The organism is Geminicoccus roseus DSM 18922 (assembly GCF_000427665.1).
GTDB classification, from domain to species: domain Bacteria; phylum Pseudomonadota; class Alphaproteobacteria; order Geminicoccales; family Geminicoccaceae; genus Geminicoccus; species Geminicoccus roseus.
In genome coordinates this window covers 1,826,566-1,844,712 of the sequence record NZ_KE386572.1, presented here as the reverse complement: position 1 = coordinate 1,844,712, position 18,147 = coordinate 1,826,566, and the positions used below count along the sequence as shown (strand labels likewise).

General features: G+C 63.9%; 13 protein-coding genes. 5 read left to right on the top strand and 8 right to left on the bottom strand.

Going from position 1 to position 18,147, the window contains the following annotated elements:
* Positions 1-10 precede the first annotated feature (10 nt).
* The 3 genes from GEMRO_RS0109800 (at position 11) to GEMRO_RS32565 (ending at position 4,387) form a co-directional block, all read left to right on the top strand.
* Complete coding sequence (locus tag GEMRO_RS0109800) at positions 11-3,124, top strand: efflux RND transporter permease subunit (protein WP_035485063.1); 3,114 nt, start codon at positions 11-13, stop codon at positions 3,122-3,124.
* Positions 3,125-3,180: 56 nt separating this feature from the next.
* The gene (locus GEMRO_RS0109795; RefSeq protein ID WP_027133835.1) at positions 3,181-3,759 is read left to right on the top strand and encodes a YqaA family protein; all 579 of its coding nucleotides are present in this window, start codon (positions 3,181-3,183) and stop codon (positions 3,757-3,759) included.
* A gap of 106 nt (positions 3,760-3,865) precedes the next feature.
* Positions 3,866-4,387: a disulfide bond formation protein B gene (locus GEMRO_RS32565; RefSeq protein WP_051328901.1), complete on the top strand. Its 522-nt coding sequence runs from the start codon at positions 3,866-3,868 to the stop codon at positions 4,385-4,387.
* On the opposite strand, the gene GEMRO_RS0109785 is transcribed toward GEMRO_RS32565, so the two are convergent.
* The 8 genes from GEMRO_RS0109785 to GEMRO_RS34185 all read right to left on the bottom strand — a co-directional run bounded on the left by GEMRO_RS0109785 (position 4,377) and on the right by GEMRO_RS34185 (position 12,825).
* Positions 4,377-5,204 carry a universal stress protein gene (locus GEMRO_RS0109785; protein ID WP_027133834.1) on the bottom strand — a complete coding sequence of 276 codons (828 nt, stop codon included), beginning with the start codon at positions 5,202-5,204 and terminating at the stop codon, positions 4,377-4,379. The two genes, GEMRO_RS32565 and GEMRO_RS0109785, sit on opposite strands and share 11 nt — an antisense overlap.
* A gap of 110 nt (positions 5,205-5,314) precedes the next feature.
* Positions 5,315-6,166, bottom strand: a complete 852-nt coding sequence (pssA, locus tag GEMRO_RS28795) for a CDP-diacylglycerol--serine O-phosphatidyltransferase (RefSeq protein WP_051328900.1) — start codon at positions 6,164-6,166, stop codon at positions 5,315-5,317.
* A complete protein-coding gene (locus GEMRO_RS28790) occupies positions 6,166-6,855 on the bottom strand; it encodes a phosphatidylserine decarboxylase (RefSeq protein ID WP_035485060.1) in 690 nt (229 codons plus the stop codon). The genes pssA and GEMRO_RS28790 overlap by 1 nt, the downstream gene beginning before the upstream one ends.
* Before the next feature lie 94 nt (positions 6,856-6,949).
* On the bottom strand, positions 6,950-7,672 hold the full coding sequence (locus GEMRO_RS0109770) for an FkbM family methyltransferase (protein ID WP_027133833.1): 723 nt from the start codon (positions 7,670-7,672) through the stop codon (positions 6,950-6,952).
* Positions 7,654-8,871 (bottom strand): adenylate/guanylate cyclase domain-containing protein, encoded by a 1,218-nt coding sequence (locus GEMRO_RS28785; protein ID WP_157505531.1) that lies wholly within the window; start codon positions 8,869-8,871, stop codon positions 7,654-7,656. The genes GEMRO_RS0109770 and GEMRO_RS28785 overlap by 19 nt, the downstream gene beginning before the upstream one ends.
* Positions 8,868-9,347, bottom strand: a complete 480-nt coding sequence (locus GEMRO_RS0109760; protein ID WP_027133832.1) for a cyclic nucleotide-binding domain-containing protein — start codon at positions 9,345-9,347, stop codon at positions 8,868-8,870. The genes GEMRO_RS28785 and GEMRO_RS0109760 overlap by 4 nt, the downstream gene beginning before the upstream one ends.
* 28 nt (positions 9,348-9,375) lie before the next feature.
* Positions 9,376-11,955, bottom strand: a complete 2,580-nt coding sequence (locus GEMRO_RS28780; RefSeq protein WP_169728352.1) for an ABC transporter ATP-binding protein — start codon at positions 11,953-11,955, stop codon at positions 9,376-9,378.
* Positions 11,956-12,255: 300 nt separating this feature from the next.
* Positions 12,256-12,825 carry a hypothetical protein gene (locus GEMRO_RS34185; RefSeq protein ID WP_157505530.1) on the bottom strand — a complete coding sequence of 190 codons (570 nt, stop codon included), beginning with the start codon at positions 12,823-12,825 and terminating at the stop codon, positions 12,256-12,258.
* Positions 12,826-13,644: 819 nt separating this feature from the next.
* On the opposite strand from GEMRO_RS34185, the gene GEMRO_RS28775 reads away from it, so the two are divergent.
* Positions 13,645-14,802, top strand: coding sequence for an efflux RND transporter periplasmic adaptor subunit (locus tag GEMRO_RS28775; RefSeq protein ID WP_035485056.1), 1,158 nt, complete (start codon positions 13,645-13,647; stop codon positions 14,800-14,802).
* A gap of 16 nt (positions 14,803-14,818) precedes the next feature.
* Complete coding sequence (locus GEMRO_RS28770) at positions 14,819-17,989, top strand: efflux RND transporter permease subunit (protein WP_035485054.1); 3,171 nt, start codon at positions 14,819-14,821, stop codon at positions 17,987-17,989.
* The last annotated feature ends 158 nt before the right edge of the window (positions 17,990-18,147 follow it).

Here is an 18,147-nt window from a genome sequence, read left to right as displayed (position 1 = left end):
CCTTTCCCCTATGCGCCTGAACGTCTCCGCCTGGTCGATCCGCAAGCCGATGCCGGCCCTGGTGCTGTTCACGGTCCTGACCCTGCTGGGCATCTACACGTTCCAGAACCTGTCGATCACCCGCTTTCCCAACATCGACGTGCCGGTGATCGCCGTGACCGTCACCCAGTCGGGTGCCTCTCCATCCGAGCTGGAATCGCAGGTCACCAAGCGCGTCGAGGACGCCGTCGCCAATCTGACCGGGGTCAAGCATGTCGTCTCGACCATCACCGACGGCAGCTCGGTCACGGCGATCGAGTTCCGGCTGGAGGTCGACACCGACCGGGCACTGAACGACACCAAGGACGCCGTCGCCAAGATCCGCCAGGACCTGCCGCGTGGCATCGACGAACCGATCACCCAGCGGATCGACGTCGAGGGCCAGTCGATCCTGACCTATGCCGCGTCGGCACCGACGATGACGCTGGAGCAGCTTTCCTGGTACGCGGACGATACGACCCGCAAGGTGCTCCAGGGCCTGCCCGGTGTCGGCAAGATCGAGCGGCTGGGTGGTGTCGAGCGGCAGTTCGTGGTGGCGCTGGACCCGGACCGCTTGAATGCGCTGGGGATCACCCCGGCCGACGTGAACCGGCAGCTGAAGGCTACTGCGGTCGACATGGGCGGCGGCCGGGCTGAGGTGGCGGGACAGGAGCAGTCGATCCGGACCCTCGCCCAGGCCCGCTCGATTGCCGAACTCGCCGCCAGCAGCATCGCCCTGCCGGGCGATCGGACCGCACGTCTCGACGAACTCGGCACCATCACGGACAGTTATGAGGAACCCCGCAGCTTCGCCCGGCTCAACGGGGACACGCCGGTGGTCGCGCTTTCGGTGTATCGCGCCAAGGGCGCCTCGGAACTGGACGTGCGCAACCGGGTGCAGGCGGCGCTGGTGGAACTGGAGGCCCAGGATCCGCGGGTCAGCTACGAACTGATCGACGATTCGGTCCGCTACACGATCGGCAACTACGAGAGCGCCATGTCCACCCTCATCGAGGGCGCGATCCTGGCTGTAATCGTGGTGTTCGTGTTCCTGCGCGACTGGCGGGCCACCTTGATCGCGGCGATCACCCTGCCGCTGTCGGTGATCCCGACCTTCTTCGCCATGGAGCTCATGGGGTTCTCGCTCAACCTGGTGTCGCTGCTGGCGATCACCCTGGTCACGGGCATCCTGGTCGATGATGCGATCGTCGAGATCGAGAACATCGTCCGCCACATCAAGATGGGCAAGGCGCCCTATCGCGCTGCCATGGAGGCCGCCGACGAGATCGGCCTGGCGGTGATCGCGATCACCTTTACCATCGTCGCCGTCTTTGCGCCGGTGAGCTTCATGGGCGGCATTGCCGGGCAGTACTTCAAGCAGTTCGGCCTGACCGTCGCCGTCGCGGTGTTGTTCTCGCTGCTGGTCGCCCGCCTGATCACGCCGATGCTGGCGGCCTACTTCATGAAGGGCCACGGCCATGCCGAGCCGAAGGACGGGCGGGTCATGCGTGCCTACACCGCCCTGCTCGGCGCAACCGTGCGGCACCGCTGGCTGACGATGCTGGCGGGGATCGGCCTGTTTGCCTTGTCGATCTGGAGCACCGGCCTCCTTCCGACCGGCTTCATCCCGGATGAAGACAGCGGCCGCACCGTGGTCGCCCTGGAGCTTCCTCCCGGCTCGACCCTGGAGCGGACCCGCGCGGCCACCGACTTGGCGGTCCAGACCGTCCAGCAGATCCCCGAGGTGCGCCAGGTCCTGGTCATCGGCGGCTCCTCGCCAACCGGCACGCTGGAGATCCGCAAGGCAGCAATGTTCGTGCAGCTGACCCCGAAGGGGGAGCGCGAGCGCAGCCAGAAAGACATCGAACTGGAGATTGGCCGGCGTCTGGCCGACCTGCCGGATTTGCGCGCTTGGTACGTCAACGAGCGCGGCGACCGGCAGCTGTCGATCAGCGTGCTGAGCGACGACCCGGCGGCCCTGCGCCAGGGCGTGGGGGGTCTCGAAGCCGCGATGCGCCGGGTGCCGGGCTTCACCAACGTGGCTGCGAATGCCGGCGTGGAGCGTCCGGAAATCAGGGTGGTGCCGCGCCTGGACGAGGCCGCCCGCTTCGGCGTCTCCACCGATGCGATCGCCGAAGCGGTCCGCGTCGCCACGATCGGTGACACCGAGGCGAACATGGCCAAGCTGGACGCCGGCGACCGGCAGGTCCCGATCCGCGTCCAGCTGGAGACGGCCGCGCGAACCGACCTGGAACTCCTGCAGATCACCACGGTCACCGGCAGCGCCGGCGTGCCGGTGCCGCTGCTTGCCGTGGCCGACGTGCTGCCTGGGCAGGGTCCCTCCTCCATCGACCGCTACGACCGGGAGCGGCGGGTCGTGGTCGGGGCCGATCTGGCGCGCGGCATGCCTTTGGGCGAGGCAACCGAACTGGTCGCCTCCCTGCCCTACCTCAAGGACCTGCCGCCGGGCGTCCGCCAGCAGGCGACCGGCGATGCCGAGATCATGGGCGAGGTGTTCGGCGGCTTCGCTGCGGCAATGGGAGCGGGCCTGCTGATGATGCTGGGCGTGCTGATCCTGCTGTTCGGCAGCATCTTCCACCCGATCACCATCCTGCTCTCGCTGCCGCTCTCAATCGGCGGCGTGATCTTTGCCCTCGTTGTCACCGGGAATGCGATCAGCATGCCGGTGGTGATCGGCATCCTGATGCTGATGGGCATCGTGACCAAGAACGCGATCATGCTGGTCGATTTCGCGGTCGAGGAGCAGGCGCGTGGCACGCCCAAGAACCAGGCGATCATCGAGGCTGGCCGAAAGCGCGCCCGGCCGATCGTGATGACCACGATCGCCATGGTCGCCGGCATGCTGCCCAGCGCCTATGGCGTCGGCGACGGCGGCGAGTTCCGCGCGCCCATGGCGATCGGCGTGATCGGCGGCCTGATCGTGTCCACCCTGCTCTCGCTGGTGTTCGTGCCGAGCTTCTACTCGGTGGTGGGAACGCTGGAGGCGTTCATCGGGCAGCTGTTCCACCGCGTGCTCGTACTCAACGACCCGGACGAACCCGATCAAAAGGATCCACACCTGCCGGCGGATCAGCCGGCCGCATAGCCGGCGTCGCTTCTTGCCTGTAGAGCCTGTCCGCAGGACCTTGCGTGGAGGACGCCTTGCTGCGGCGGACGTATGATCGACTGATGCGCGAAGCCACCAAGCCGGGGGCCGAGCGGGCGCTGGCAGCGGTGAGCTTCGCGGAAAGTTCGTTCTTCCCGATCCCACCGGATGTGATGATCGTACCGATGGTCCTGGCGAATCCGGACCGTGCCTGGCGCATCGCTACGATCGCCACGATCGCCAGCGTAGTTGGTGGCCTGTTCGGCTATGCGATCGGCTACTTCCTGTACGAGACCCTGGGTAATCTCGTCTTCGACTTCTACGGGCTGCAGGACAAGGCCCAGGCCTTCCAGGCCTCCTATCAGGAATGGGGCTTGTGGATCATTCTGATCAAGGGCCTGACCCCTATCCCCTACAAGCTGGTGACCATCGCGTCGGGCGCCGCGCATTTCTCCCTGATCGTGTTCCTGGCCGCGTCTGTGGTGACCCGCGGAGCCCGATTCTTCCTGCTGGCGGCGCTGCTGCGCCGCTTCGGCTCGCCCATTCGCGAGTTCATCGAGCGCCGGCTGACGCTCGTGACGTCAGCCTTTGCGGCCATGATCGTGCTGGGCTTCCTGGCGCTGCGCTGGATCTAGGTACTACACAGGCTGCCATGCACGCTGCTGGTCCCGTACACGTCTTCGTGGGTGGTCCCGACAGGCGCAGCCACCTATGTGTGCCTCGATTTTGCTGGAAGGACGGATGTTCGGCACCATGGAACGTCAGGGCAGCCCCGCCACCAAGCCGCGCCTGCACCGCGCCCGCACTGCCTGCCTATGGCTGGCGCTGCTGGCGGCGTGGAGTCTGGGATTTGCCTACGCTCTGCAGTTCGGGCTGGGCATGCATCCGTGTGCGCTGTGCCTGCAGGAGCGCTATGCCTTCATGGCCCTGTTCCTGTGCGGCCTTGCGGGCTTCCTGTTCGACTATGGCCGGATCGGGCTGATCGTCTGCCTGGGGATCCTGGTGGGGCTGACGGGGCTGACCCTTTATCATGTCGGGGTCGAGTTCGGCTGGTTCCAGCTTTCGGCGGCCTGCTCCGGCGCGGGCACTGCCGGCGACGTCGACCAGCTCCGCGCCATGCTTCAGACAGCCGGACCGTCCTGCGACCGACCGGCTTGGCTGATCCCCGGCGCGATATCGCTGGCTCAAGCTACCGCTGTCTGGTCGATCCTGCTGACCCTGCTCGCCCTTGGCTTCGTCACCGGCCCGGCATTCAGGCGCTGAACAGAACCGGGATAGGTGCATCCCGGACGATCGTGATGGTGGCGCCGCCCATCACAAGCTCGCGGAAGCGGGAGTGCCCGTAAGCCCCCATCACCATGGCGGTGGCCTGCTTGGTGCTCGCGATCGTCAGCAAGAGCTCGCCGATCAAGCCCTCGGGCTCGCTGAGATTTTCCAGCTCGGCCTTCACCCCATGCGCCGCCAGGCGCGCGACAGCGGCCTCGGCCGAGGCGTGGTATTCCTCGCCGGCGGCCACCACCACGACCCGCTCCGCAGCCCGCAGGAACGGCAGCGCAAAGGCCAGCGCCCGTGCCGCTTCCTTGCCGCCATCCCAGGCGACCAGCCAGTTCCGGCCGAAGTCCTGGCTCACCGGACGCGCGTGGGGCAGCACCAGGACCGGCCCGCCGGCGCCGACCACGATCTCCTCGGCATGCTCCATGGTGATCGCCCCCAGCCCCTGCCCGTGGCTCTGGCCGACGATCGTCAGGTCGGCGACCCGCGCATAGCGAGCGACCACTTCACCCGGCGCGCCCTCGTCGGTCACGAACTGGCAGTCGACCTGTGCCGAAGCGGTCACCTGCCGGAACGTTGCTTCCAGGCGCTTGCTGCGTGCGGCGTTGGCCTCCTCCTGGGCCTGCATGATCTCCGGCCCTGCATAGGCAGCGCCCTCGCCCATGGCGGTCGGCAGGAAGGGCACCGGATTGACCAGGATGCCGACGAGCTTCGCATCCAGCCGCTCGGCCAGCGCCAATGCGAAGGCAGCACGGCTGCTCATCCCGTCCGACTCGTCCAGACCGACCAGGATCGTGCGATACGCCATGACACCTTCTCCCGCCTGAGGAATACGCCCTCTTGGCCCTGGAAGGTGACTATGAAGCACACGACGCGCAAGCCTGCGTCGCGTCCCCGAACGCTCCGTCCGCAAAACACCTAGGGGTGCGGGTTGCGCCGCGGCATGTCCACGATCTGGCCGTCCTGATCGGTCGCAGCCGCCTCAGGGGCCGGCACTGCGTGCCCATCACGCCGCTGGAACCTGCGCGCGGCGGCGATACTGAACGGGATCGTGAGCACATAGATGGCGCAGGCTCCCGCAATCGTTGCCCAGGGCATCGCGAAGAACAGGGCCGCTACGAAGGCACCGGCCACCAGGGCAGGCAACTGCCAGCCGGGCTCGATCCGGAACTTCTTGATGGAGAAGGTCGGCACCCGGCTGACCATCATCAGCGCAGTGAACACGGTAACCACGGCCACCACCGACCAGTGGCGGAAGACGGTGCTGTCCACCACGAAGCTCACCATGATCGGGGTCAGCGCGATCACCGCCCCGCCCGGAGCCGGGATGCCCTGGAAGAAGAACATCGTCCAGCGGGGGCGCTCCGGTTCGTCGAGCTGGGTGTTGAAACGGGCCAGCCGCAATGCGCAGCACACCGCCAGCAACAGCGCGATGGCCAGGCCGAGGCCCTGCACGGCATGGAGGGACCACCAGTAGAGGATCATCGCCGGAGCGATGCCGAAGCTCAGCGAGTCGGCCAGGCTATCCAGCTCCGCGCCAAGCTTGGACGTCACGTTCAGCATCCGTGCGGCGCGGCCGTCCAGTCCATCCAGCACCACCGCCGCCGCGATCAGCGTGACCGCCAACTCCCAGCGCTGGTCGGCCGCGTACCGGATGGCAGTGAAACCCGCGCACAAGGACAGGATCGTGATCAGGTTCGGCACGAAGACGTAGAACGGCCGCGCACCCAGGGGCTTACGGACCCGGCGGATCCGGCGACTCTTGAACATCAGCTGACCCTTCCGCTCCGGGCTGGGTACGTCGCGGCGCCATCGGCCAGGACCGTCTCACCGGCGATGCAGCGCTGCCCGACCAGCACCCTGGGGATCAGGCCGGGCGGCAGGTAGATGTCGCAGCGGCTACCGAATCGGATCAGGCCGACCCGTTCGCCGGCCTCGACGCTGGAGCCCACTCCCACGAACGGCACGATGCGCCGCGCCACCAGCCCGGCGATCTGCACCAGGAAGACTTCCTCGGCATAGCCGTGCGGACGCACCGCCCAGGACATCCGTTCGTTCTCGTCCGACGCCTTGTCGAGGCTGGCGTTGAGGAATTTGCCTGCATGATAGAGACGTCGGGTGATCGTGCCGGCCACCGGCGTGCGGTTCACATGGACGTCGAACACATTCATGAAGATGCCGATGCAGCAGCGTGGCTCCAGGTCCACGCCCAGTTCCGGCGGCGGCTTGCGCATGCCGACCTGGACAACCAGCCCGTCCGCCGGGCTGGTAACCAGCCATGGATCGACGGGCGTCGTCCGTGCCGGATCACGGAAGAAATAGGCGCACCACAGGGTCAGGATCAGGCCGATCCAGAACAGGGGTCCCCAGACAAAGCCGAGCATCACCGCAATGACGAAGAAGCCGGCTACGAAGGGCCAACCCTTGGGATGGATCGGCGGAACGCTGAATGTCGACAATGCTACTCATCCGGTTGGTCGGCTTGCGCCTGGTGGGCCCGTGGCCGATCCTACTGCAACGGGGCGAAATGATCCCTATCTTGCTGGCCAGAGATCAGGTCGCCCTGCCATCCCGGAACGCCACCACGTCGACCTGAAGTTGACGGCCAAGCTTGCGCTCGTAATAGCCCGGGATCAGCAGGTGCAAGTCAAAGCCCAGATCGTCAAGACGATCCAGGACGGTGCGGAAGCCTTGCTCTCCCACATAGAGCGGTACGAGCGCAGTCTCCAGTTGGATCCCGACGATCCGGTCAAGAATTCCGGCGGCACCTTCCAGGACATCCATCTCGCTGCCCTGAACGTCGACCTTGAGCAGCATCCTGGAAAATCGCTCGCTGCAGAGCTGCGGCAGCCCGTCCAGCCTGTGCAGGGGCACCTCGACGCTGGCGGTCACCGCCGAACTGGGGGAGATCTTCTGCAGCGTCGGGTTCTGCGGCAGGAGCGAGCTCATGTCGCTTTCCGCGGAGCATTCCAGGACCGCGACCCCATCCTCGGCACCCAGCGCCATGGGAGGCGCCACGATCCAGTCCCGGTCGCGGCCCGCCACCTCCATCAATCGGGCATGGACGTCCGTCTGGGGCTCGAAGCTGACGATCGGGCCGTACCAGCCATGCCGGCGCAGGCGTCGGCCGTACTGCCCCTCGTTGGCGCCCACGTCCAGGACCGCATCGATCGCGTTCATGTGCATGGCGCCGACCAGTTGATCGTGGACATCGCGGGTCTTGCCACGCTTGACCAGGTCATAGCCCAGCCCGCGAATCAGACGACGTAGGACCACGGATTCCCTTCTTCCTCGGGCAGCCCGAAAAGTTCGATCGGTATGTCACGGCCGCGCAGCTGGTGCTGACCGAGCGGGATCAGTTCCTGGCGCCCGACATGGGCGGCGAACGCATCGGAGATCACCACATGGCGGCCGAGCGTGCGCGACAGCCGCTCCAGGCGCGCCGCCTCGTTCACGGCCGGCCCGATCACGGTGAAGTCCAGACGGCTCTCGGTGCCGATATTGCCGAAAATGACCTCGCCCAGATGCAGCCCCAGGCCATAGCCCAGCGGTTCCGAGCCGTTGGCGCGTCGCTCCTGGTTGATGGCTTCCATGGCGCGATAAGCCTCTCTGGCTGCCATCAAGGCCCGCTTGCCCGCCTCCGGCCGGTCGAGCCGGAAGACGCACATCACCGCGTCACCCATGAATTTCAGGATCTCGCCGCCATGGCTCTGGATCGGCTTGCCCATCGCATCGAAGAAGGTGTCGAGGACTCCCAGCACCTCGTCCCTCGGTGCATGATCGGCCAGTTCGGAAAAATGGGCGAGATCCGCGATCCAGACGGCGGCATCGATCACCTCGTGCGCGCCACGGCGGATGTTGCCGGCCAGGATCTGCAGCCCGGCCTCCTTGCCCACATAGGTTTCCAGAATGGTCTTGGTGATCCGCCGGCCGATGCGCGCTTCCGCCGCCATGGACAGCAACGGCAGCAGGTCGTCCAGGGTGAACAGGTCCTCGGTGGAAAATCCGCCGGCACGGTTGGTCGCGAAGGTCACGGTATGGCGCCGCGCATCGCTGGCGACCAAGGGCCGAGCGACATAGTCGGTGAACCCGGCCGCGCGCAGATCCCCATAAATCCCGTATTCCGGCCCGGTCGTCGGCAGGTCGAGGCGCTGGCGCACGCCGTCGGCGCCCTCGTATAGGGCCTTGATCGGGCTGTTCTGGAACTGGGCGCTCTCGACGTCGGCCCTTGTGATCATCCGCATCTGGACCGGCCGGCTGTCATTGCGCCAGATCATCGCCGCTCCGATGAACTGGGGGTGCAGGCCCCGGGCATGCAGCGTCGCCCGTGTCACCGGCAGGCCATCGTCGACCAGCTTCTCGCAAAGCCGGGCAAACAGATCGTCGAGGAAAGGCTCCTCGTGGTTGAAGCGGACGAACCAGTCCAGCGCAGCGCTGCGCCGCAGCGGCCAGAGCATGGTGGAAGGAACGCTCAAGCGTGCCCCCCCTCCTGTTCGAGTTGGCGAAGCTTGGTGGACGCCTCGGTCAGGTTGACCGTGGTCTGGTGCAGGCGATGCGCCAGTTCCGACATGATCCCGACTCCCACCTGCGGGAACTGGGTGACCAGGTTGAAGAACGCATCCTTGCCGACCCGCAGGGTGGCCAGCCTGCTGCCGGCGACGACGGTCGCCGTGCGTGGCACATCGCAGAGGATCGCGATCTCGCCGACCACGTCATTGCGCACCAGGTGGGCCACCGCGACCGGCCCACGCGGCGTGTCGACCAGGATGTCAGCGGTGCCGTCCAGGATGATGTACGCGGCGTCCCCAGGATCCCCCTGCTTGAAAAGGGTCTCGCCCTTCTCGAATTCCAGGTGCTCGCTGGTGAAGGCCAGGAGCTTGAGCTTTGCCGGCTCGATCTTGCCGAACAGCGGAATCGCGCGCAGCACGTCCACGTCGTCTTGCAGGCTCAACGCATCCTCCTCTTGCCGGCAACCATGCTCATGCCTCGGCCTCCTGCGGCTGGGCATCCTGCGTCTGCTTGGCGGCGTCGATCACCTTGCCCTTGTCCAGCATGATCGTCTGCTCGAACAGGCCGACGAGATCCGCCCGCGCCAGCGACCATATCACGGTCCGGCCGGACATTGCTTCCAGGATGCCCCTGACGAACTCGTTCTGCTCCGAGGCGTCGATCGCGGTCGCAGCCTCGTGCAGAATCAGCACCTCGGGGCGACGCAGGAGCGCCCGGGCAAGCGCCAGCTTCTGGCGCTGCGCCAGGCTCAGGCGCCCCCCACCAGGTCCGCACGGGAAGGACAGGCCGACCTCGATGATCCGCTCGCGCAGACCGGCTTCCTCGAGCAGCTGGCGGATCAGGGCGGCGATCCGGACCGGTGCCTGGGCTGCGCCGTAGGCGATCTTGCCGAAAAGCACGTTGTCCTGGACCGAGGCCGCGTCGTTGTAGGCATCGGGCTCGAAGAAGGCGACACTTGCGGCAAGATCAGCGGGGAGGTTCTGCCGGAAGACCTTGCGGGCCTCCACCAGCTTGTCCTCCAGCTCCTTCGTGATCAGGCCGAGCCGGTGGCGGGTGTTGATCAGCTTGAATGGCAGTGCCAGCAGGCGCTGGCGATCTGACTCGTCCAGCCGGTCCAACTCGTTCGGGTCCGCCCGGGCGACCAGAGTCTGGTAGTCCGGCAGGTCGTCAGCACGGATGAAACTGAACTGCTGATAGAACTCGTGATCCGGCGGCAGGTCGGCGAACAGTTCGACCATGGTGCGGGCGAGCGCCAGACCGACCCGCCGCAGCTCCTCGGCGATCCCGACCTGATCGAGGACCTTGCGGACATAACTGTGCTCGGCCAGCCGGTCGATCTGGAACTGATCATCGCGCGGTGCACCGAACAGCAGGTTCTCGGCGAGCGTCGCGTTGCTGTTATAGCGGTCGGGATCGAACCGCTCGACCAGGCGATCCAGCGACTCGTCGCCCTCCAGCCGCTTGCGCATCTCCATGCGGACGTCCAGGAGCTTGTCGCGCAGGTCGCCGAAGCGATCGTGGCGGATCGTGCCCCGCAGGCCTAGGCCGTAGACGTCGGCGTCGAGTTGCACGACCTTGAGGATGCGTACCAGGGCCGGAAGCTGCTCCTTCTCCTCGGTGACACCCGCGGCGGCCCAGTCGATCCAGTCAGCCTGGAACTCGAAGGGGCTGTTGCCGGCACGCGCGGTGTCCATCAGCTCGCGCTTGTGACGCTTTTCCTCTTCCGGTGGCGGCTGGTACGGGCGGACCGGCCGATGGCGCAGACCCATCAGCAGGTTGTCCTCGATCGTGTCCGACCCGATGAAGGGTGGGAAGCCGACGAACGCGATCCTGCGGCCGATCACCGAATCCGGCAACGGCGCCAGATCCTGGCCGCCTACCGTCACGCGGCCGCTGTCGGGCGGGATCAGGCCGGCCAACGTCATGGTCAGCTCTTCTCGTCCGCCGCCACCCGGCCCCAGGACCGCCACGGTCGAAGGGAGCGGAAGCCGGAGGGTGATGTTGTCCAGGAGAGCATCGCCCTCGTCGTCACGCACCACCAGTCCCCGCGCCTCGATCTCGCCCTCGAACTTCAGGTCACCGGAAGGCTCGTCGAGTTGCCGGCGCTCGTCGATCTGGCCACGCGGCTGGAACTGCGAAACGACCTGATCATACTTGATCCGGACATCCTGCATGAGCTGATAATAATCCAGGAGTTCCCGCCAAGGACTTGAGAGGTCTTTATGGGCAGAAAGGACAGCCACGATTGCGCCAAGCGAGATGTTCCCTGTCAAGACAAGGTAGCCGCCTATGGAAAAGAAGAAGAACGGCGCGATCTGCGCGAAGAAATTGTTAATGAACTTGATCATGAATTTGAGAATATATATCCGATACCGGATGTAGTAGACGACGCTGAGCTCCTTGCTCATCCGCGCCCGCTCATATTGGGTGGCATCATTGGCGCGCAGGTCGCGCACCCCGCCAACCGTCTCCGCGATCCGGTCAGCCAGCCGCCGCACCTGGCGGATCCGCTCCTTGCCGAGCAGATTCACCCGGCGCTGCAGTTTTGGGATGAAATAGGCCTGGATCGGGTAGAGCGCGACGGCTGCCAAGCCCAGCACCGGATCCTGGATGAAGATGAAGGTCAGGATCACCAGCAGGGTCCCGCCCTGGTAGGCGGGGATCTGCAGGGCCGTGCCGATATAGCCGCCGAGCGCCTCGGTCTCGGCATTGATCATCTGCACGATCTCGCCCGTGCTGACCCGCTTCATATGCGAAAGGGGAAAGCGCAGGATCTGCGAGTAAAGGTCGTAACGGAGCCGGCGCAGCATCCGCTCTGCAACCAAGCCAGCATAGACGTTGATAATGTACTTAAAAATGCCGTTGATCAGCACAAGGACAAGAAAGAGCCCGCAAAGCGCAAAAAGATAATCGAACTTGTCCAGGTGAATGCCATAGAAGTCATGAGCTTCGTCGGCTCGCCCCAAGGCGTCATTGACGATTGTTTTAGGAAGATCGAGCGACCAGTACAGGAAAGGGAACGACGCCAGCGTCAGGGCGAGGACGATCAACTGCTCTTTCCAGCTGTGACGCCGGATATAGCCGAAGATCGTTGGTTCCATTGCTCTCAGGTCCGGTCCGTTGCAACGAGACCGTAGCCCGCCAGGCGGGAGGATACCAGCGGCAGCGAATGATGGAAGGCAAGCGAGGGAGAGTTCGAGCCGCCAGCCTCTCTCGGACCGAGGCCCGCAAGGCCACCACCTCAGCCTTTATGATCTTGGAAGCGGCCACCACAAACGAACATACCTGCCGCGGCGGCCAGCCACGGCAGGCATGATGGTTAATTCGGCAAAGGACCTAAGTTTGGAGGATCAATCCTTATCCTTCCTCGGGTAGTTGTGCCGCGGCTCGTACGGCTTTTCGAAGGTGCACTTCAGGAGAACCTTCTTGATGAAGTTGTAATACCGACCCTTGTATTTGACCTTCTTGGTATCGATCTCGGCAAAACTATCTTCAGTATAATTAGGATATCCCTTGACGATGTTTTTTTGGTAGCAGGGGAATTCCACGCTATCCTTGACATAGCCAACAAGGATCGGACGATACGGGGCGAACCTGCAGATTATCGTCACCTTTTCCTTCTTTGGGTATTTATGCTTGTAATCGTGATATTTATTTTTGTCAGATTCGTCGTGCTTATCATAATAGTCTTTGGTGATGACTTTGAGATGTGCGGCGCCGACAACTTTCTGCTTTACTGCATTCTCGACAACCGCCTGGCAGTACCGCTTGTCCAGCCAGCCCTTGGTCACCTTGTAATAGGGCTTATAATGCTTTGGCGGATGATAGTTGGGTCCATTGTCCGCCTGAGCGGGCATGGCAGAGACACCCAACCCAATGGCAGCGGACACTGCCAAGCCCAGCAAAAGCTTACCCGACATCTCTCTCTCCCTAGCTCCATTACCAGCAATCACAACCAGCACCACATTCAGCCATCAAAAAGATCCATATTGATCCTATCTGCGTCAGGTTACCCTGAACGTACAGATTAATTGAGTTGGGCAGACGTCTGGATCTTTTTGTTCCGACCAAGCCGAACTCGATCTGCGCGCGACCATCTTGATGTATAGACATCGTGTGATGCCGGCACATTCTTTCAGCTGAACTCCATGCAATTCATTAAGAATACATGGAAAAAGTTCTTTCAAGCAACAATACAGCGAACCACCCGCCCGGAACACTAAAATATAAGATCACTTGCCTCTTTGGGTGACAGCAACTGTTATTATTGCTCGGTATTACTGCCCTTACACACCAAATATAATCTTCATGGACAATGAATGCAATAGATTATTGTTCTAGATCGATGATTCACCAAAACGGAAAGTACATTAACTATCATTAATCATTTAATATTTTGTTTTTACTTCCGGTAAAGCAGGATCTTGCCTTGAATCATTTTTAGATTTCTAAGGAATAGTGGAACATATGATTGTCTTATATCCACGGGATCTCTAGGTGCAAATTTGTCTTTTGTAGGGTTCGACGAAGCTTCCGGCTGCCACGACATGACAAGCGTCTTCACAGCGCCGTGACGGAGTCGTGAGGGGGTGACTCAAACTATTAGGAACTTCCGATTATCCGGTTCTGAGCGCCCGCGGCTCGGGCGACGGCTGTACTGCCGACACATCCCAGCAGGTCGACACTGTTCTATTGCACATGCTACCTCCGTGTTGGCGGTGCGGTGATTGGGGATAAGCATGCAACGAGCGCAGCGGCGGCACTGGCGAGGTGCCATTCTGGCCGGAGCCCTTCTTCTTGCCGCATGTGGCGAGGAGGAGCAGAAAGCCTCCGGTTCCGCGTCGACTCCCGCTCCGCCACCGGGTGTGGTGGTGGCATCAGTCAGCAAGGCACCGATCACCAGCAGCCAGAGCTTCACCGGCCGGATCGAGACGACCGACAGCGTCGAAATTGTCCCGCGGATCGAGGGGTACCTGGAGAAGCGAGCCTTTGAGGAAGGCAGCGAGGTCAAGGTCGGCGACGTCCTTTTCGAGATCGAGAAGGACACTTACGAAGCCGAGGTCGAATCCGCGAAGGGCAGCCTGCAGCGTGCGCAGGCTGCAGCAAAGCTGGCCGATATCGAGGTGAGCCGCCAGACGACCCTGGTGAAGAGCCAATCCGCCGCCCAGGCACGTCTGGATGAGGCTACGGCGAAGAAGGGCGATGCCGAAGGTGCGGTGCTTCAGGCCCAGGCGGCCCTCGCTCAAGCCAACCTGAACCTGCAGTATACGACGATCACCGCCCCGATCGCCGGGCGGATCAGCCGTTCGGCGGTTGATCCGGGTGCTCTGATCACGCCGCAGAGCGGGGTTCTCGCCAGCATCGTCTCGGTCGACCCCATGTACGCCACCTTCCCGGTCTCCACGCGCCAGCTCCTGCAGATCCGCAAGGCGATGGCCCAACAAGACATCGATGCCTCGAAGGCGATCGTCCACCTCACGCTTGCCGATGGCACCAAGTATCAACACCAGGGCAAGATCGACTTCGTCGGGGTGACCGCCGATCAGGGCACGGACACCGTCACGGTTCGGGCGGAGTTTCCCAATCCGGAGCACTTCCTGGTGGACGGCCAGATCGCCAAGGTGACGGTCGAATCAGGCACGCCGAAGGAGGCCCTCGTGGTGTCGCAGAGCGCCTTGCTGGTGGATCAGCAGGGCCCTTACGTGCTGGCATTGAAGCAGGACGACACGGTGGAGGTCCGCCGCGTGGTCCTGGGCGAGGCGGCCGGCACGCAGATATCGATCACCAGCGGCCTGGATGAGGGTGACCGGGTGATCGTCGACGGCCTCCAAAAGGTCCGGCCAGGCCAGAAGGTCACGCCGACCCCGGCTTCGACCCAAGCCCAAGCCAAGTCCTGAGCCGGAGCAGCCGACGATGATCTCGGACGTCTTCATCTCGCGGCCCAGGCTGGCCCTGGTCGTGTCGATCGTGATCACGCTGGCCGGCGCCATCTCGATCTTCGCCATCCCCCGAGCCCAGTTCCCCGACATCGTGCCACCGATGGTCTCCGTCACGGCGACCTATCCAGGTGCATCCGCCGATGTCGTCGAGCAGACCGTTGCCCAGCCCATCGAGCAGCAGGTCACCGGTGTCGACAACATGCTCTACATGAAGTCGACCTCCGGCGCTGACGGCAGCTACACGCTCAACGTCACCTTCGCGCTCGGTACTGATCCGGACATCAACACCGTCAACGTCCAGAACCGGGCCAATCTTGCAACGTCGCAACTCCCCCAGGAGGTCACGCGGACCGGCCTCAGCATCAAGAAGAAGTCGACGGCCCTCCTGCAGGTGGTCAACTTTTCCTCGCCGGACGGACAGTACGACGCGCTGTACCTGTCCAATTACGTGACCATCAACGTCCTGGACGCGATCAAGCGCGTCGAGGGCGTGGGCGACGCCGTCCTGTTCGGGCCGCTCGACTACGCCATGCGGATCTGGCTCGATCCGCAGCGGCTCGCCAATTACGACATGACGCCGACCGACGTCGCAAACTCGATCTCGGCCCAGAACATCCAGGCCGCCGTCGGCCGGATCGGCGCCCAGCCCATGGCGGCCGACCAGCAGTTCCAGATCAACATCACCACGCTCGGCCGCCTCACCACGGTGGAGCAGTTCGAGAACCTGATCCTGCGCACGAACCCGGACGGCTCGATCGTCCGGGTCAGCGACGTGGCACGGGTCGAGATGGGCGCGAAGTCTGCGGACCGGTTCTCGACCTACCAGGGCCAGCCCGCCGCCTCGATCGCGGTCTACCAGTCCCCCGGTGGCAACGCGGTCGCGACCGGCGAGGCCATCCGGGAAACGCTGGATCAGCTCTCCGTGCGGTTCCCGCAGGGGATGTCCTACTCGGTCGACTACGATACCACCCTGTTCGTGAAGGCTTCCATCGAGGACGTCGTGAAGACGCTCCTGGAGGCGTTCGTGCTGGTGGCGCTCGTGGTGTTCTTCTTCCTGGGCAACTGGCGCACCACGCTGATCCCGATCATCGCGGTTCCCGTGGCCCTGGTCGGCACCTTCGCGATCCTTCTCGCGATCGGATACTCGGCCAATACCGTGTCGCTCCTGGCGCTCGTGCTGGCGATCGGCATCGTGGTCGACGACGCGATCGTGGTGGTGGAGAACGTCGAGCGCGTGATGCATGAGGAGCCGCATCTGAGCGTGGCGGACGCCACGCGCAAGGCGATGGGCGAGATCACCGCTCCGGTGATCGGCATCACCTTGGTGCTGCTCTCGGTGTTCGTTCCCACCGGCTTCATCCCGGGGCTGGTGGGCGAGTTGTACCGCCAGTTCGCTGTCGCAGTGTCGGTCTCGATGCTGATCTCGGCGGTGAATGCCCTGACGCTCTCTCCGGCATTGTGCGCCATCCTGCTCAAGCAGGGACATCGTCCACCGCAGCGGGGGCCGATCGCCTGGTGCCAGAAGGGCATCGACAAGGTCCGGGACGCCTACGGCAGCGTGGTGGCCCGCCTGGTCCGTCTTGCCGCGTTCTCCGTGGTCGGGCTGGGCGTCATCTTCGCCGCCATCTGGGGGGGCTTTGGTGCTACCCCGAAGGGCTTCCTGCCGGCGGAGGACCAGGGTGCCTTCTTCGTGCTCCTGGCCCTTCCCGAGGGCGCCTCGGTAGAGCGCACGAACCAGGTGGTCCAGCAGGTCGAGGGCCTTGTCCGCGAGAAGCCGGGGGTCGAAGCGGTCACGTCCATCGTGGGCTACGACTTTCTCAATGCTCTCGCCAAGTCCAACAACGCCTTCATGATCGGCACCATGAAGTCGTTTGAGGAACGCACGGATGAATCCGAGAGCGTGTTTGCGGTATTGGCTGCGCTCCGACCGGAACTCGCCGCCATCCCCGAAGCGCAGATCGTCCCGCTGAACGTGCCGCCGATCATGGGCCTGGGATCCACCGGGGGCTTCGAGTTCCAGCTTCAGGACCTCCAGGGCGGATCCATGACCGAGTTGGCCCAGGTGGTGCGTTCCGCGATCGTCTCCGCCAACCAGCAGCCGGAACTTTCCGGAGTATTCACTTCGTTCAACGCCGACACGCCGCAGATCTATCTCGACCTGGACAGGGATAAGGCCCAGACGCTGGGCGTGCAGATCTCCGACGTGTTCAGCACGTTGCAGGCCACCCTCGGCGGTTACTACGTCAACGATTTCAACGTTTTCGGCCGGACCTGGCAGGTCCAGATCCAGGCCGAGGCTGATTATCGCAGCCGGGTCGACGACATCTTCAGGATCAGCGTGCGCAACGACCAGGGCGAGATGGTGCCGATGCAGTCGATTGCCTCGGTCCGCCTGGAACTCGGTCCGTCGGCGATCAGTCGGTACAACGGCTATCGCAGCGTGACGCTCAATGGCAATCCAGCTGACGGCTTCAGCTCCGGCGACGCGATCGCGGCCATGGAGCGAGTCGGCGCCGATCTGCCGCAAGGCTATGGATATGAGTGGACCGGCACCGCCCTTCAGGAAATCGAGGCGGCCGGCAAGACGACCATCGTGCTCGCGATGGCGATCATCTTCGCCTACCTGTTCCTTGTAGCCCTCTACGAGAGCTGGAACATCCCGATCCCGGTGCTCCTTTCGGTGTCGGTCGGGATCATGGGCGCCATCTTCGGCCTCTACATCTGGGGGCTGGCGTTCGACGTCTATGCCCAGATCGGCCTGGTCGTGCTGATCGGCCTGGCTGCAAAGAACGCGATCCTGATCAACGAGTTCAGCCTGGAGATGCGCGGCAAGGGCATGGGCCTGAGAGAAAGCGCCATCGAAGGCGCCAAGCTCCGGTTCCGGCCGGTCATGATGACCAGCTTCGCCTTCATCCTGGGCCTCGTGCCGCTGGTCACCGCGACCGGCCCCGGCTCCGCCAGCCGCATTGCCGTCGGCGCCCCGGTCTTCTGGGGGATGCTGGCGGCATCGACCATCGGCATCCTCCTGATCCCGATGCTCTACGTCGTCTTCCAGTATCTGCGGGAGAAGGCCGGCTGGAAGCCAGCGCACCTGCCCCCCGCGGCCGAGCCGGCCGAGGCACCGGCGGTGCAGCCGGCCAAGTAGCCGAACCGTCCGCTCGCGACGCTAACGCCGGAGCAGCCGACAGGCTGCTCCGGCGTTCGTCGTTTCGCGCAAAAGTTGCCGCACGTCCCGCATCGAGGGATATACAATATGTTACCTGAAACGGACTGTACCGGCTCCTTGCTCGGCCTAGATTGGTA

What these genes read in the sequence shown, in the direction of transcription:
- GEMRO_RS0109800 (WP_035485063.1), top strand. Translation starts at nt 11, where the DNA reads ATGCGCCTGAACGTCTCCGCCTGGTCGATCCGCAAGCCGATGCCGGCC.
- GEMRO_RS32565 (WP_051328901.1), top strand. Translation starts at nt 3,866, where the DNA reads ATGTTCGGCACCATGGAACGTCAGGGCAGCCCCGCCACCAAGCCGCGC.
- GEMRO_RS0109785 (WP_027133834.1), bottom strand. Translation starts at nt 5,204, where the DNA reads ATGGCGTATCGCACGATCCTGGTCGGTCTGGACGAGTCGGACGGGATG.
- pssA (WP_051328900.1), bottom strand. Translation starts at nt 6,166, where the DNA reads ATGTTCAAGAGTCGCCGGATCCGCCGGGTCCGTAAGCCCCTGGGTGCG.
- GEMRO_RS34185 (WP_157505530.1), bottom strand. Translation starts at nt 12,825, where the DNA reads ATGTCGGGTAAGCTTTTGCTGGGCTTGGCAGTGTCCGCTGCCATTGGG.
- GEMRO_RS28775 (WP_035485056.1), top strand. Translation starts at nt 13,645, where the DNA reads ATGCAACGAGCGCAGCGGCGGCACTGGCGAGGTGCCATTCTGGCCGGA.
- GEMRO_RS28770 (WP_035485054.1), top strand. Translation starts at nt 14,819, where the DNA reads ATGATCTCGGACGTCTTCATCTCGCGGCCCAGGCTGGCCCTGGTCGTG.